Origin of the sequence: Pseudomonas sp. 1D4 (genome assembly GCF_001728925.1) — a bacterium.
GTDB classification, from domain to species: Bacteria; Pseudomonadota; Gammaproteobacteria; order Pseudomonadales; family Pseudomonadaceae; genus Metapseudomonas; species Metapseudomonas otitidis.
Genome location: NZ_LXJQ01000022.1, coordinates 51440 through 65293 on the forward strand (window position 1 = coordinate 51440; position 13854 = coordinate 65293).

General features: G+C 67.9%; 13 protein-coding genes and 1 riboswitch. Of the genes, 9 read left to right on the forward strand and 4 right to left on the reverse strand.

Going from position 1 to position 13854, the window contains the following annotated elements:
• Positions 1-70: 70 nt before the first annotated feature.
• Positions 71-1189 (reverse strand): TDT family transporter, encoded by a 1119-nt coding sequence (locus tag A7D27_RS13205; protein ID WP_069559161.1) that lies wholly within the window; start codon positions 1187-1189, stop codon positions 71-73.
• A gap of 105 nt (positions 1190-1294) precedes the next feature.
• Between A7D27_RS13205 and A7D27_RS13210 the strand changes: the two genes are divergently transcribed.
• The 5 genes from A7D27_RS13210 (at position 1295) to ligB (ending at position 6755) form a co-directional block, all read left to right on the forward strand.
• On the forward strand, positions 1295-2206 hold the full coding sequence (locus A7D27_RS13210; protein ID WP_069565156.1) for a LysR family transcriptional regulator: 912 nt from the start codon (positions 1295-1297) through the stop codon (positions 2204-2206).
• Positions 2207-2251: 45 nt separating this feature from the next.
• Positions 2252-3253, forward strand: a complete 1002-nt coding sequence (locus tag A7D27_RS13215; protein ID WP_069559163.1) for a metalloregulator ArsR/SmtB family transcription factor — start codon at positions 2252-2254, stop codon at positions 3251-3253.
• A 16-nt stretch (positions 3254-3269) separates the two neighbouring features.
• Complete coding sequence (metK, locus tag A7D27_RS13220; RefSeq protein ID WP_069559164.1) at positions 3270-4460, forward strand: methionine adenosyltransferase; 1191 nt, start codon at positions 3270-3272, stop codon at positions 4458-4460.
• 223 nt (positions 4461-4683) lie between these two features.
• Positions 4684-4944: a hypothetical protein gene (locus tag A7D27_RS13225; RefSeq protein ID WP_069565157.1), complete on the forward strand. Its 261-nt coding sequence runs from the start codon at positions 4684-4686 to the stop codon at positions 4942-4944.
• 119 nt (positions 4945-5063) lie between these two features.
• Entirely contained in the window at positions 5064-6755 is a 1692-nt protein-coding gene (gene ligB / locus A7D27_RS13230) for an NAD-dependent DNA ligase LigB (protein ID WP_069565158.1), read from the forward strand.
• On the opposite strand, the gene A7D27_RS13235 is transcribed toward ligB, so the two are convergent.
• The 3 genes from A7D27_RS13235 to A7D27_RS13245 form a co-directional block, all read right to left on the reverse strand.
• The gene (locus tag A7D27_RS13235) at positions 6749-7201 is read right to left on the reverse strand and encodes a cytochrome c (RefSeq protein WP_069565159.1); all 453 of its coding nucleotides are present in this window, start codon (positions 7199-7201) and stop codon (positions 6749-6751) included. The genes ligB and A7D27_RS13235 overlap by 7 nt on opposite strands.
• Positions 7202-7315: 114 nt before the next feature.
• Positions 7316-7702 (reverse strand): MAPEG family protein, encoded by a 387-nt coding sequence (locus tag A7D27_RS13240; RefSeq protein ID WP_069565160.1) that lies wholly within the window; start codon positions 7700-7702, stop codon positions 7316-7318.
• Between the two features lie 102 nt (positions 7703-7804).
• Positions 7805-8194: an acyl-CoA thioesterase gene (locus tag A7D27_RS13245; protein WP_044403527.1), complete on the reverse strand. Its 390-nt coding sequence runs from the start codon at positions 8192-8194 to the stop codon at positions 7805-7807.
• Positions 8195-8365: 171 nt separating this feature from the next.
• Positions 8366-8459: riboswitch (S-adenosyl-L-homocysteine riboswitch) on the forward strand.
• A gap of 21 nt (positions 8460-8480) precedes the next feature.
• On the opposite strand from A7D27_RS13245, the gene ahcY reads away from it, so the two are divergent.
• The 4 genes from ahcY to A7D27_RS13265 all read left to right on the forward strand — a co-directional run bounded on the left by ahcY (position 8481) and on the right by A7D27_RS13265 (position 13837).
• The gene (gene ahcY / locus A7D27_RS13250; RefSeq protein WP_069565161.1) at positions 8481-9890 is read left to right on the forward strand and encodes an adenosylhomocysteinase; all 1410 of its coding nucleotides are present in this window, start codon (positions 8481-8483) and stop codon (positions 9888-9890) included.
• 63 nt (positions 9891-9953) lie between these two features.
• Entirely contained in the window at positions 9954-10799 is an 846-nt protein-coding gene (gene metF, locus A7D27_RS13255) for a methylenetetrahydrofolate reductase [NAD(P)H] (protein ID WP_069559171.1), read from the forward strand.
• Positions 10800-10913: 114 nt separating this feature from the next.
• A complete protein-coding gene (locus A7D27_RS13260) occupies positions 10914-13112 on the forward strand; it encodes a hypothetical protein (RefSeq protein ID WP_069565162.1) in 2199 nt (732 codons plus the stop codon).
• Positions 13112-13837, forward strand: coding sequence for a DUF3142 domain-containing protein (locus A7D27_RS13265; protein ID WP_069565163.1), 726 nt, complete (start codon positions 13112-13114; stop codon positions 13835-13837). Before A7D27_RS13260 ends, A7D27_RS13265 begins: the two co-directional genes overlap by 1 nt.
• Positions 13838-13854: the final 17 nt, after the last annotated feature.

Consider the following 13854-nt stretch of genomic DNA (forward strand, 5'->3'; position numbering starts at 1 on the left):
AAAGGCGGCTATTTTCGCCCAGCGGGCAGGCTCGGGGCAATGACAGATGGTCGAAGAGGCGCAGCTTCCCTCAGGCCGGGCTGTTCAGGCAGGGCGCACGGAACAGCTCACCGTGCCACAGACCAGCCAGCGTGCGGCGCATCACCAGGACCCAGACCATCGCCAGGCCGGCGGCCAGCAGCAGTCCGAAGGCCCCGAAGGCGGCCACATCGGTCTGCCGCTGCAGCTCCAGGCTGGCCAGGGCGAACACCCCAAGGGGGAAGGTGAAGCCCCACCACCCCAGATTGAAGGCCATGCGCTGGCGCCGGTAATGCAGGGTGAACAGCAGGGCGATCACCAGCCACCAGAACCCGGCGCCCCAGAGCACGAATGCGCCCATCAGGCCAGCGGCGGGCGCCAGGGTGCCCAGCCCTTCCAGATGCGTACCGGCAAACGCTGCCGGGGCCGCGTGGCCCAGGGTCATCAGTCCCAGGCAGCCGGTGGCCAGCGGCCCCAGGGGCAGCCAGCTGGTGGCGGCGAAGGCGGTGTCCGGCAACTTGTGCAGGGCCAGGCGCAGCAGCACCAGGGTGATCAGGGAGAAAGCCAGGGTCAGGGACAGGCCCCACAGCAGGTAGCCGCTCACCAGCAACGGCCGGGCCAGCTCCGGGGCCAGGTGCGGGGCCAGCACCCCGGCGCTCGCCGCCGCCACCTCGGGTGCGACGATGGGTAGCAGCCACACCGCCGTCAGGGACTCCAGGGCATGGCGCTGGTGGGTGAACATCAGGTACGGCACCAAGAGGGCACTGCCCAGGGCCAGCAGCATGTCCAGCCACCACAGCCCGTGGGCCAGGGCATAGGCCGCCTCGCCCCAGCGCGGGCCGCCGTAGAGCACCAGCCCGTTGATCAGCGTTGCCAGCCCCATGGGGATGGCCCCCAGGAACATCGACTGGACCGGGTGCGCCAGCATGGGCCCGACGGTTTCCGGGAACGCCACCAGGCGACCGATGAACAGCAGGCTGAAGGCCAGGAACAGCACCAGGTCCAGCGCCCAGACCACCTCCCCCAGCGGCCGCAAGGCAACCAAGGGGCCCGGCAGGTTGCCGAGCACCAGCGCCAGCACGCCAGTGCCCATGGTCACGGCGAACCAGCCGGGGATGAAGTGGCGCACCAGGGCGCTGGGATGATCGAGGCGGGTGAAGGGGCGAGGCATGGCGGCTCCGGTCGGGTGGTCCCGTGTCAGACGATGCCTGCACGATACGACCGGGCGTGCTATACGAAAAATACATCCTCGATATACCAGACATACCTTTCATTTATGAATCTGCATCACCTCAAGGTCTTCCTCGCCGTCGCCGAGACCGGCGCCATCAGCGCTGGCGCCGAGCGCCTGCACATCAGCCAGCCGGCCGTCACGCGGGAAATCCGCGAGCTGGAGGGGCGCCTGGGCCTGCCACTGTTCGATCGCCAACCCAGGGGCGTAGCCCTGACCGAAGCCGGCCAGCGTCTGCTGGCCTATGCCGAGCGCATCTTCGCCCTGGAGCAGGCCGCTGAGCGCGAGCTGCAGGCCTTCGCCGGGCTGGGCGATGGCGAGCTGCACCTGGGCGCCAGCGCCACCCTCGGCAGCTACGTGCTGCCGCCGTTGATCGCCCGCTTCCACCAGGCCCACCCGCAGATCCGCGTCGAGCTGCGGGTGGACAACACCCGCAGCATCCTCCGCGACCTGCAGGACCAGCGCATCGCCCTTGGCTTCGTGGAAGGTGAATTCGACCGCCAGGCCTGCGCCTTCCAGCGCCTGGAGCAGGACAGCCTGGTGGCGGTGTGCGCCCCCGATCACCCCCTGGCTCAGCGAGGCACCCTCCGCGCCCGCGACCTGACCGACTACCCGCTGTACCTGCGGGAGGAGGGCTCCGGCACCCGCGCCAGCATCGAGCAGGCCTACCACGCCCACGGCCTCGGCACCGACCCGCGCCTGGCGATCGGCAGTACCGAGGCGCTGAAGCACCTGGTGGCCCAGGGCCCCGGCCTGGCCTGGCTGTCCCGCCGGGCCGTGGCGGACGAGCTGGCAGCGGGGCGCCTGGTCGCCCTGGCGGTGGACGACCTGCACATCGAGCGCGAACTGCACGTGCTCTGGCTGCCGGGCCGCAGCCTGGCCCCGGCGCCGGCGGCCTTCCTGGCGCTGGCCCTGGATGGCCAGACGCCGCCGATCAGCAATATCAAAGAATCTTGATATTGGGATTGCGAGCCAGGGGAGCGCTGACTAGACTGCGCCTCCATGAACCTGCGCGTGCCCCAGATCCGCCATGACGATTGCGACGAGCTGGCCGCCCTGTGCAAGGCCGGCGGCGATCCGCTGCGGCTGAACGTGCTACGGGCGCTGGCCAACGATTCGTTCGGCGTACTGGAGCTGGCGCAGATCTTCGCCATCGGCCAATCGGGCATGAGCCATCACCTCAAGGTATTGGCCCAGGCCGGGCTGGTGGCGACGCGCCGCGAAGGCAACGCGATCTTCTACCGCCGCGCCATCGCCCGCAGCGACAGCCTGGGTGGCGCCCTGCACGCCGCCCTGCTGGTCGAGGTGGATGCCCTGGCGCTGCCGGACGACGTACTGGGCCGCATTGCCGAGGTGCACGCGCGACGTGAAGCCGCCAGCCGCGAGTTCTTCGCCCGCACGGCGGAGAAGTTTCAGGCCCAACAGGACCTGATCGCAGGACTGCCGCAATACCGTGACAGTGTGCTGGCACTGCTGGACGCGCTGCGACTGCCCGAGACGGCCAGCGCCGTGGAGATCGGCCCGGGCGATGGCGGGTTCCTGCCGGACCTCGCCCGCCGCTTCCAGCAGGTGGTCGCGCTGGACAACAGCCCGGCGATGCTGGAGCTGGCGCGCCTGCGCTGCGACGCCGAAGGACTGGGGAACGTCGAGCTGAAGCTCGCCGATGCCCTGGATGATGAACAGGAAGCCGCCGACTGTGTGGTGCTGAACATGGTCCTGCACCATTTCGCCGCCCCGGCCGAGGCCCTGAAACAGCTGGCCCGCCACCTGCTACCCGGCGGCGCTCTGCTGGTAACCGAGTTGTGCAGCCACAACCAGAGTTGGGCCAGGGAGGCCTGCGGCGATCTCTGGTTGGGCTTCGAACAGGACGATTTGGCCCGTTGGGCCGATGCCGCGGGGCTCACGCCCGGCGAGAGCCTCTACATTGGCTTGAAGAACGGCTTTCAGATTCAGGTGCGGCACTTCGCCAAACCGGACTCGCGAAGCGACCTCACCCACCGGTAGTAAAGGAAACCGATAGATGAGCGAATACTCCCTGTTTACCTCCGAATCCGTGTCCGAAGGCCATCCGGACAAGATCGCCGACCAGATTTCCGATGCCGTCCTCGACGCCATCATCGAGCAGGACAAGCACGCCCGCGTGGCCGTGGAAACCCTGGTGAAGACCGGTGTCGCCATCGTCGCCGGCGAAGTGACCACCAGCGCCTGGGTCGACCTCGAGCAGATCGTCCGCGACGTGATCAACGACATCGGCTACACCAGCTCCAACGTCGGATTCGACGGCTCCACCTGCGGCGTGATCAACATCATCGGCAAGCAGTCCGTGGACATCGCCCAGGGCGTCGACCGCTCCAAGCCGGAAGACCAGGGCGCCGGTGACCAGGGCCTGATGTTCGGCTACGCCAGCAACGAAACCGACGTGCTGATGCCGGCCCCGATCCGCTTCTCCCACGCCCTGGTCGAGCGCCAGGCCGAGGCCCGCAAGTCCGGCCTGCTGCCGTGGCTGCGCCCGGACGCCAAGAGCCAGGTCACCTGCCGCTACGAGAACGGCAAGGTCGCCGGCATCGACGCGGTCGTGCTCTCCACCCAGCACAACCCCGAAGTGTCCATGGCTGACCTGCGCGAAGGCGTGATGGAGCTGATCATCAAGCACTGCCTGCCCGCCGAGCTGCTGCACAAGGACACCCAGTTCCACATCAACCCGACCGGCAACTTCGTGATCGGCGGTCCGGTGGGCGACTGCGGCCTGACCGGCCGCAAGATCATCGTCGACTCCTACGGCGGCATGGCACGCCACGGCGGCGGCGCCTTCTCCGGCAAGGACCCGTCCAAGGTGGACCGTTCCGCTGCCTACGCCGGTCGCTACGTGGCCAAGAACATCGTCGCCGCCGGCCTGGCCGACCGCTGCGAGATCCAGGTCTCCTACGCCATCGGCGTGGCCCAGCCCACCTCCATCTCGATCAACACCTTCGGCACCCACAAGATCGCCGAAGACACGATCATCAAGCTGGTACGTGAGGTGTTCGACCTGCGTCCCTACGCCATCACCAAGATGCTCGACCTGCTCCACCCGATGTACCGCGAGACCGCCGCATACGGCCACTTCGGCCGCACCCCGCAGCAGAAGACCGTCGGCAACGACACCTTCAGCACCTTCACCTGGGAGAAGACCGACAAGGTCGACGCCCTGCGTGCCGCCGCCGGCCTCTAAGCCGACGCAAAGCGAAAAGCCCCGCCACCGTGCGGGGCTTTTTGTTTGCACTCACTCTGCCGGCACACCACCCAACGCCCCGCGCGCTCACCGGCGCTTTCCCACAACCCTCTCGGCCCACAAAGCACGCCCCCTCGACGAGACTGGCGCCCCCGCCGCATCCCTGTATGCCCGGACGACGCGGCGGGACATTGCGTCCGGCAATTCAAGGAGAGAGAACGACATGCAGAAGTTGATGGCATTGCTGGCAGCCGCCGGCCTGGCAACCACCCTGGGCAGCGTCCAGGCAGACGAGCTGCAAGGGCAGTTGGAGCAAGCCAGGAAGGACGCTTGTGACAAGCAGCGTGCCGAACTGCAAGCCGAGAAGGACGGATCGGGGAAAGGCGGCGGCCTGGCCGCCTCCCTGCTGGGTTCGGTGAAGAACGAGGTGAGCAAGCACCTGGACGACGCCTGCGGCACCCCCGACGACGCCAGCGAGGGCTGACGCCCCAGGGCAGGGCGCCCGGCGCCCTGCCCTTCCATGCACTTCTCCACGCCACCATTCCCCTCCGCGACCGGCGGCATCGGCCGTAACCTCGCCAGGACGCGGTCATTGGAGACACCATGCGCACCCCCGCCCTGCTGCTCCTGCTGACCTTCCCCTTCGCCACTTTCGCCACCCCCTCCTGCCCGGACTGGCCCGTAGACAAGGCCCGCCAGGAACTCACCGCCCTCGACACCCAGCTCACCGCCTGGAACCAGGCCTATCACCTCGAAGGGCATTCACCGGTGGCCGACGAGCTGTACGACCAGGTGCTGGCCGAACGCGGCCGACTCGGCCGGTGCTTCCCCTCCGTCGCCGGCGCCCCGGCCGCCCCCCTCGACGGCGCTGGCGGCAAGCAGTTGCACCCGGTGCCCCAGACCGGCCTCGACAAGCTGGTCGACGCCAACGCCCTCGCTCGCTGGATGCGGGGGCGCGAGGACCTCTGGGTGCAACCGAAAGTGGACGGCGTGGCCGTGACCCTGGTGTACCGGGACGGCCATCTGGAGCAGGCGATCAGCCGGGGCGACGGGCGCCAGGGCGAAGACTGGACGGCCCGCGCCCGCCAGTTGCCGGCGGTCCCCGCCGAACTGCCAGGGCTGGCCGGGCGGCAGGTCCTGCAGGGTGAGCTGTACTGGAAACGCCCCGGCCACGTGCAGGCACAAGCAGGCGGCCAGGGTGCGCGGGGGCGGGTCGCCGGGCTGATGGCACGCCAGCGACTGAATGACGAGGACGCAGCAGGCATTGGCCTGTTCGTCTGGGATTGGCCCGGCGGCCCGGCCGAGATGGCGGCGCGGCTCAATCGCCTGGCACAACTGGGCCTGGACGACACCCGTCGGCTGACCCGCCCGGTGCACAGCGCCGTCGAGGTCGAACAGTGGCGCGAGCAGTGGTACCGCTCGCCCCTGCCCTTCGCCAGCGACGGCATCGTGGTGCGCCAGGGTCGCGCACCGGCACCACACACCTGGGAGCCACGACCGCCCCACTGGGCGGTGGCCTGGAAGTACCCCTTCGCCCAGGCACTGGCCGAAGTACGCCGGGTGGAGTTCCGCATCGGCCGCACCGGGCGCATCACACCCCTGCTGCACCTGGAGCCGGTCACCCTGGAGGACCGGCGCATCCAGCGTGTCGGCCTGGGCTCCCTGGAACGCTGGCAGGCGCTGGACGTCCGCCCCGGTGATCGGGTATCGGTCGCACTGGCCGGACTGACCATTCCGAGGGTGGACGCGGTGGTGACCCGCGCGGCGGAACGCCCGGCACCGGACGCGCCCGACCCGGCGCTGTTCCACCCCCTGAGCTGCTGGACGCCGGAGGCCATGTGCCGTCCCCAGTTCCTCGCCCGCCTGGACTGGCTATCGGGCAAGCAGGGGCTGGACATGCGCGGTATCGGCACCGGCACCTGGGAACAGTTGCTGCAGGCCGGAAAGCTGGAGGGGCTGCTGGACTGGCTGGACCTGGAAACCACCCGCCTCGACACGGTGCCGGGCTTTTCCCACACGCGCAGCCAGGCCTTCCACGAAGCCCGGGAGCGGGCCCTGCGCCGGCCATTCGCCGACTGGCTGAAGGCACTGGGGGCACCGCCGGGGCATACCGTCGCTGAAGGAGAAAACTGGCGAGCGCTGGCCGCGCTCGATGAGGCCGATTGGCGAAAGCGCCCCGGCGTGGGCCCGAAGCGGGCCGCGCAGCTAAAGGCGTTCTTTCATCATCCGCAGGTCGCCGACCTGGCCGCCCGCCTGGGAGCGGCGGGCGTGGAGGGGTTCACGCCGGTTCAGTAGGCGCGGAATTCCTTGTGGCAGGCCTCGCAGGCGTCTTCCACCTTCTGCACCAGCGGCGCCATGACCTGGGGCTGCAGCGGGCGGTTGACCGTGGCGGTCGCCAGTTGGCCGGTGGCGGCCTCCAGCTCACGAGCCAGGGTCTGGAAGCGCTCCTGGCGCTGCCACACCTCGTCACGAGCATCGCTGCCGTGCTCATCCTCGCGCACCTGGGGGAAGTGCTGCCAAGGCTGGTGGGCCAACTGGTCCAACTGCTTGGCGTTGTCGGCGAACTTCTGCTCGTCGAAGGTCACCCGCCCGCGCAACATGCCGCCCATGTCTTCGCTGACATGGAGCATCTGCTTGAACAGCGCCTGGCGCTTGCCCAGCGGAGAGTTGGGATCGACACCGCCGCATGCGCTGAGGGCAATGCAGGCGGAAAGCAGGATCAGGGCCGGGATCTTCTTCATGGGAGCGGTGCACCGTACAACTGGCGGCGGGGCGCACAGTATCGACACCCACCGGGTAAATACCAAGGGTGGCGACAGTTTGTCGCAGCCCTGTGCGCCCGGCGGCGTCGCCCATCAGGCGGACACGAAGAAGAACGCGGCGATCAGGGCCATGCCAGCGAACCACACCAGCGAACGCAGCAGCGCCCAGTCCGCCAGGTAGCAGACGAAATACACCACGCGGCTGACCACGAAGCCTACGGCCAGCAGGTCGAGGGTCTGCTGCGGCGCCTGGCCGATCTGGTGGGCGGCCAGCAGCGCGGCAGCGAAGGCCGGCGTGACCTCAAAGGCGTTGTGCTGGGCGTTGTCGGCACGCTTGCGCCAGCCGGTGAGGCCGGCGAGGAAGGTGCGTGGGTCGTGGTTCTGCCGGGGCCCGAAATCACCCCCGGTGAACTTCGCCACCCCCGTGGAGAGGTAGGGCAGGAACAGGGCGATCAGCAGGCACCAGTAGGCAAGGGTCATGGCGGGCTCCAGTCAGCAAGGGGAGCACGGAGCCTCCCAGCCCTGGCCGGGGCTGTCCATGGCCGCCGCAACCGGGGTCGCGGCACGGCGGCCAATCCGGCGCTATTCCTTGAACTGGTCGCGGATGTAGGTGATTTCGGTCTTGCCGTGGGCCGCGGGCTTGCCGTCGTCGCCGAGGTTGACGAAGACCATGCGGTCGATGGTGAGGATGCTCTTGCGGGTGATCTTGTTGCGCACTTCGCAGCGCAAGGTCAGGGAGGTGCGGCCGAACTCGGTGGCGGTGATGCCCAACTCGATGATGTCGCCCTGGCGCGCAGAGCTGACGAAATTGATTTCCGACATCAGCTTGGTCACCACCCGCTGGCTGCCCAGTTGGATGATGGCGTAGATGGCGGCCTCCTCGTCGATCCACTTCAGCAGGCTGCCGCCGAACAGCGTGCCGTTGGGGTTGAGGTCCTCGGGCTTGACCCATTTGCGGGTGTGGAAATTCATGGAATCCCTCCGGTTGGCGAGTGACGGCGCGATGATCGCAGGGCGCTGTCGGCTCGTCCAAGCGACGCGCTCAATCGCCTCGATAGCAGCAGACGGAAAGCCTTGGGGAGTGCCGTTCGGGCCGCTATAATCTCCACCGCTTCAAACGGCCCACCGGGCCGTTCCCGCCACCTGTCCGAGGGGCGCTGCAGCAGGGCTGTCTTCGATGGCGCCTGTCAGGCTCGGATGGGGCGTTCCCCAAACGCATCAACGGCGCCCATTCGCACCCAACGAATGGAGAGTTCGCATGAGCGCTGTCATCACGCCTGCCGATTTCAACGATTACAAGGTCGCCGACATTTCCCTGGCCGACTGGGGCCGCAAGGAACTGACCATCGCCGAGTCCGAGATGCCGGCCCTGATGGGCCTGCGTCGCAAGTACGCCGCCAGCCAACCGCTGAAAGGCGCGAAGATCCTCGGCTGCATCCACATGACCATCCAGACCGGCGTGCTGATCGAGACCCTGGTCGCCCTGGGCGCCGAAGTGCGCTGGTCGTCCTGCAACATCTTCTCCACCCAGGACCAGGCCGCTGCCGCCATCGCCGCCGCCGGCATCCCGGTGTTCGCCTGGAAGGGCGAGACCGAGCAGGAGTACGAGTGGTGCATCGAGCAGACCATCCTCAAGGACGGCAAGCCCTGGGACGCCAACATGGTGCTGGACGACGGCGGTGACCTGACCGAGATCCTGCACAAGAAGTACCCGCAGATGCTGGACAGGATCCACGGCATCACCGAAGAGACCACCACCGGCGTTCACCGCCTGCTGGACATGCTCAAGGCGGGCACCCTGAAAGTCCCGGCGATCAACGTCAACGACGCGGTCACCAAGAGCAAGAACGACAACAAGTACGGCTGCCGCCACAGCCTGAACGACGCCATCAAGCGCGGCACCGACCACCTGCTGTCCGGCAAGCAGGCCCTGGTGATCGGCTACGGTGACGTGGGCAAGGGCTCCGCCCAGTCCCTGCGCCAGGAAGGCATGATCGTGAAGGTCTCCGAGATCGACCCGATCTGCGCCATGCAGGCCTGCATGGACGGCTTCGAGCTGGTCTCCCCCTACAAGGACGGCATCAATGACGGCACCGAAGCCAGCATCGACACCGCCCTGCTGGGCAAGATCGACCTGATCGTCACCACCACCGGCAACGTCAACGTCTGCGACGCCCACATGCTCAAGGCGCTGAAGAAGCGCGCCGTGGTGTGCAACATCGGTCACTTCGACAACGAGATCGACACCGCCTTCATGCGCAAGAACTGGGCGTGGGAAGAGGTCAAGCCGCAGGTGCACAAGATCCACCGCACCGGCGCCGGCAGCTTCGATCCGGCCAACGACGACTACCTGATCCTGCTGGCCGAAGGCCGCCTGGTGAACCTGGGCAACGCCACCGGCCACCCGAGCCGCATCATGGACGGCTCCTTCGCCAACCAGGTACTGGCGCAGATCTTCCTGTTCGAACAGAAGTTCGCCGACCTCTCTGCCGAGAAGAAAGCCGAGCGCCTGACCGTGGAAGTCCTGCCCAAGAAGCTGGACGAAGAAGTGGCCCTGGAGATGGTCAAGGGCTTCGGCGGCGTGGTCACCCAACTGACCAAGCAGCAGGCCGACTACATCGGCGTCGACGCCTCCGGCCCGTTCAAGCCGGACACCTACCGCTACTGACAGCCCCAGGCAGTGGGCCGCACCCGCGGTCCACTGCCTGCCGCTGGAACGAGACTGCTTTCCATGTCCCAAGACCGTCGTTACAGCTTCGAATTCTTCCCCGCGAAGACCGAGGCCGGCCACGAGAAGCTCCTGGCCACTGCCCGCACCTTCGCCGGCTACAACCCCGATTTCTTCTCCTGCACCTACGGCGCCGGCGGTTCCACCCGCGACCGCACCCTGCAGACCGTGCTGCAACTGGATGGCGAGATCCAGGTGCCGACCGCCCCGCACCTGTCCTGCGTCGGCGACAGCAAGGCCGAACTGCGCGCCCTGCTGGCCCACTACAAGGACGCCGGCATCCGCCGTATCGTCGCCCTGCGCGGCGACCTGCCCTCCGGCATGGGCATGGCCAGCGGCGAGCTCCGCCACGCCAACGACCTGGTGGCGTTCATCCGCGCCGAGACCGGTGATCACTTCCACATCGAAGTGGCCGCCTACCCAGAGGTACACCCCCAGGCACGCAATTTCGAAGAAGACCTCAAGCACTTCGTCAACAAGGTGAAGGCCGGCGCCGACAGCGCCATCACCCAGTACTTCTTCAATGCCGACAGCTACTTCTACTTCGTCGATCGCGCCCGCCAGCAAGGCGTCGAGATCCCGATCGTCCCGGGCATCATGCCGATCACCAACTACAGCAAGCTGGCGCGCTTCTCCGACGCCTGCGGCGCGGAAATCCCGCGCTGGGTGCGCAAGCAACTGGAGGCCTACGCCGACGACACAGCCAGTATCCAGGCCTTCGGCGAGCAGGTGATCACCGAGATGTGCGAACGCCTGCTGCAAGGCGGCGCTCCGGGCCTGCACTTCTACACCCTGAACCAGGCCGAGCCCAGCCTCGCCATCTGGAACAACCTCAAGCTTCCCCGCTAGGGCGCCGCCGGAAACCTGGGCGGGGATGACAACGCAGGCAGCCTTTAGCGATACCCATAGAGACCCGGGCGGGTGGTGGAAGCACACCGGCCCCTACTCCCCAAGGACGATGCCATGAAGACCGCGCCACGCCTCCTCCCGCTGCTGATCCTAGGCGGACTCGCCAGCCCTGCTGCACACGCCAGCTTCGACTTCTTCTGCAGCCCCACCTGGGCGCTGGTAGAAGACAGCCTGAACACCTGCAGCAACCTGCCCTTCCTCAGCCCAGGCAACGACAGCCGCGCCAACCTCAAGCTGCTGCTCGCCGACGCCGGCCGCCTGAGCCTGCCGAGCCCGCTGCAACCCTCCAGCGATTACGAAGGTGGCTACGCCCAGGCACCCTTCGCCCTGGACATGCTCAGTCCCGCTACCCCAGAGAGCGAAGTCCCCGAAACGCCGGCGGAAGCGGACTCCACCGCCACCGAGTCGGTCTCGCCCCGCGTGGAGAACCTGGCCCTGGCCCTGGAGCAAATCGGCGTGAAGCTGGAAGACGGCGCCCTGGCCGAACAGCAGTTCGCCGAAGGTGAAGGCAACCGCTGCCGTACCAACAACCTGGACACCACCCAGGCCTTCGTCGGGCAGTTGGCCAGCACCGGCGGCCTGTCCGCCGAAGAGCGCAAGGCCCTGGCCACCAGCCGCGTGAACCTGCTCAGCGTATGCGGCGAGGGCGACCCGCAACCGGCCGACGTACTGCCGGCCGCCGGTACCGTCACCTCTGCCGACGGCCAGGCCTACCTCGCCTACCTGACAGGTGCCGACGCCTTCTACCGGGGTGACTTCGGCACAGCCCGTGAACGCTTCACCCTACTCGCCGACAGCCCCCAGCCCTGGCTAAAGGAGGCCGCCCTTTACCTGAAGGCGCGGGTCTCGCTGAACCAGGCCCAGGAAGGCGCCTTCGACGAATTCGGCATCCCCGACCTGACCAAGGTGGACCGCGCCCTGCTGGACGCCAGCGACAACGAATTCAAGGCCTACCTCACCGCCTACCCGGAAGGCGCCTATGCCACCTCCGCGCGCGGCCTGCTGCGCCGCATCTACTGGTTGCTGAACGACAACCGTCGCTTCGCTGCCGAATTTGCCTGGCAGTTCGCCCAGGACGACGCCAAGCGCAACCTCGACCTGCCCCAACTGGTGGAAGAGCTGGACATCAAGCTGCTGCCCGCGCTGAAGCCCGAGGACCTGCAGGACCCGGCCCTGCTGGCCATGGCCGATCTGATGCGCCTGCGCCGCCCGGCCGAAGGCGAGCCGCCGCTGATCAGCCTGGAGCAGTTGCAGGCGCAGAAGCAGCGCTTCGCCGACCGCCCGGCGCTGCATACCTACCTGGTCGCTGCCTGGCACTTCTACCGGAGCCACGACGCCGCCAAGGCCCTCGCGGCCCTGCCGGCGGAAGACCCGCAGGCACGCCTGGACCTGGTCACCTTCAGCCAGGAAACCCTGCGCGGCCTGGCGCTGGAAGCCAAGGGGGACGCCGAAAGCGCCTACGCGCTCTGGCAGCGCCTGCTGCAACGCCACCCCAACGAACTTCAGCGCGGCCAACTGGAGCTGGCCGTCGCCCTCAACCGCGCCCGCGCCGGCCAGGTCGACCCGCTGTTCGCCGCCGACTCGCCGGTGCGCACCGCGCCGATCCGCGAGATCCTCCTGCGCAACGTCGCCTCCGCCGACCTGCTGCGCCGCCAGGCGGTGGACAGCGCCGCGCCGCAGCGCGAACGCGACACCGCACTATTCACCCTGCTCTACAAGGACCTGGTGTTCGGTGACTACGCCGCCTTCCTCAAGGACCAGCCGCTGATCCCCAACCCGACGCCCAAGGTCGAGGACGGCAACGAGCTGGCGGTCGGCCGTTTCGCCTGGACCGGCCAGCAGGACGGCTATGCCTGCCCGAGCCTGACCGAGGTGGCCACCCGCCTGCAGGGCAACGCCAAGGACGCCCAGGCCGGCAACTGCCTCGGCGAGTTCATCCGCACCAACGGCTTCGACGGTTTCAGCCTCAACACCCAGCCGCCGAAGGACGAACTGGGTGGCTCCGCCAGCCAGTTCCCCGGCAAGCCGTATTCCCGCCTGGTCGGCTACATGGCGGTGATCGACGATGCCAAGGCCAGCGAGAACGACCGCGCCTACGCCCTGTACCGTGCCGTGAACTGCTACGCACCCGCCGGCTACAACACCTGCGACGGCCAGGACATCAGCAAGGCCCAGCGCAAGCAGTGGTTCCAGACGCTGAAGACGCGCTACGCCAAGAGCACCTGGGCCGAGGCGCTGAAGTACTACTGGTGATGCCCCTCGGGTTCGCCAGAGCCCTGGCCCTCGGGCTGATCCTGGCCAGCCCGCTGATCGGCGCCAGCGAGCGGGTCGACGCCGCCACCCACGACGCCTTCTGGCTGTGGAGCGGCGTGCGCCCGCAACCCCTGCTGGCCAAGGCCAAGACCCTCTACATCCTCCAGGGCCAGATCGACGGACCGCGCCGCGCGGGCGACCCGGCGGCGCGCTTCATCGCCCAGGGCATGGCCGTACCACGCCTGCGCCAGGGCGAGATCTGGGTGGTCTATCGCGCCCACACCCTGCGCTGGACCGAGGACGTGCACCGGACCCTGCTCGCTCAGCTTTCGCGCTGGAAGCGTGCTGGCAATACCGTCACCGGCATCCAGATCGACTTCGACGCCGGCACCCTCTACCTGGCCGAGTACGCCGACTTCCTCCAGGCACTGCGCCGGCGCCTGCCGGCTGAATACCGTCTGAGCATCACCGGCCTGCTCGACTGGGGCAGCAACGGCGACCCCGAGGTGATCAATCGCCTGGCCCAGGTGGTGGACGAAGTGGTGGTGCAGACCTACCAGGGCCGCCACACCATCCCCGAGTACGGTCGCTACCTGCCGCGCGTGGCACGCCTGCGCCTGCCGTTCCGCATCGGCCTGGTACAGAACGGTGAATGGCAGGCACCCGACTACCTGGCAGCGAGCCCCTGGTTCAGAGGCTATGTGGTGTTCCTGCTGAATCCATGAACGCGCCGGGATGTGAA

Excerpts from the sequence above, each read along its gene's own strand:
- A7D27_RS13265 (WP_069565163.1), top strand. The coding sequence starts at position 13,112 with ATGCCCCTCGGGTTCGCCAGAGCCCTGGCCCTCGGGCTGATCCTGGCC.
- A7D27_RS13240 (WP_069565160.1), bottom strand. The coding sequence starts at position 7,702 with ATGACCCTTGCCTACTGGTGCCTGCTGATCGCCCTGTTCCTGCCCTAC.
- metK (WP_069559164.1), top strand. The coding sequence starts at position 3,270 with ATGAGCGAATACTCCCTGTTTACCTCCGAATCCGTGTCCGAAGGCCAT.
- A7D27_RS13205 (WP_069559161.1), bottom strand. The coding sequence starts at position 1,189 with ATGCCTCGCCCCTTCACCCGCCTCGATCATCCCAGCGCCCTGGTGCGC.
- A7D27_RS13260 (WP_069565162.1), top strand. The coding sequence starts at position 10,914 with ATGAAGACCGCGCCACGCCTCCTCCCGCTGCTGATCCTAGGCGGACTC.
- A7D27_RS13235 (WP_069565159.1), bottom strand. The coding sequence starts at position 7,201 with ATGAAGAAGATCCCGGCCCTGATCCTGCTTTCCGCCTGCATTGCCCTC.
- A7D27_RS13225 (WP_069565157.1), top strand. The coding sequence starts at position 4,684 with ATGCAGAAGTTGATGGCATTGCTGGCAGCCGCCGGCCTGGCAACCACC.
- metF (WP_069559171.1), top strand. The coding sequence starts at position 9,954 with ATGTCCCAAGACCGTCGTTACAGCTTCGAATTCTTCCCCGCGAAGACC.
- ligB (WP_069565158.1), top strand. The coding sequence starts at position 5,064 with ATGCGCACCCCCGCCCTGCTGCTCCTGCTGACCTTCCCCTTCGCCACT.
- A7D27_RS13210 (WP_069565156.1), top strand. The coding sequence starts at position 1,295 with ATGAATCTGCATCACCTCAAGGTCTTCCTCGCCGTCGCCGAGACCGGC.
- ahcY (WP_069565161.1), top strand. The coding sequence starts at position 8,481 with ATGAGCGCTGTCATCACGCCTGCCGATTTCAACGATTACAAGGTCGCC.
- A7D27_RS13245 (WP_044403527.1), bottom strand. The coding sequence starts at position 8,194 with ATGAATTTCCACACCCGCAAATGGGTCAAGCCCGAGGACCTCAACCCC.
- A7D27_RS13215 (WP_069559163.1), top strand. The coding sequence starts at position 2,252 with ATGAACCTGCGCGTGCCCCAGATCCGCCATGACGATTGCGACGAGCTG.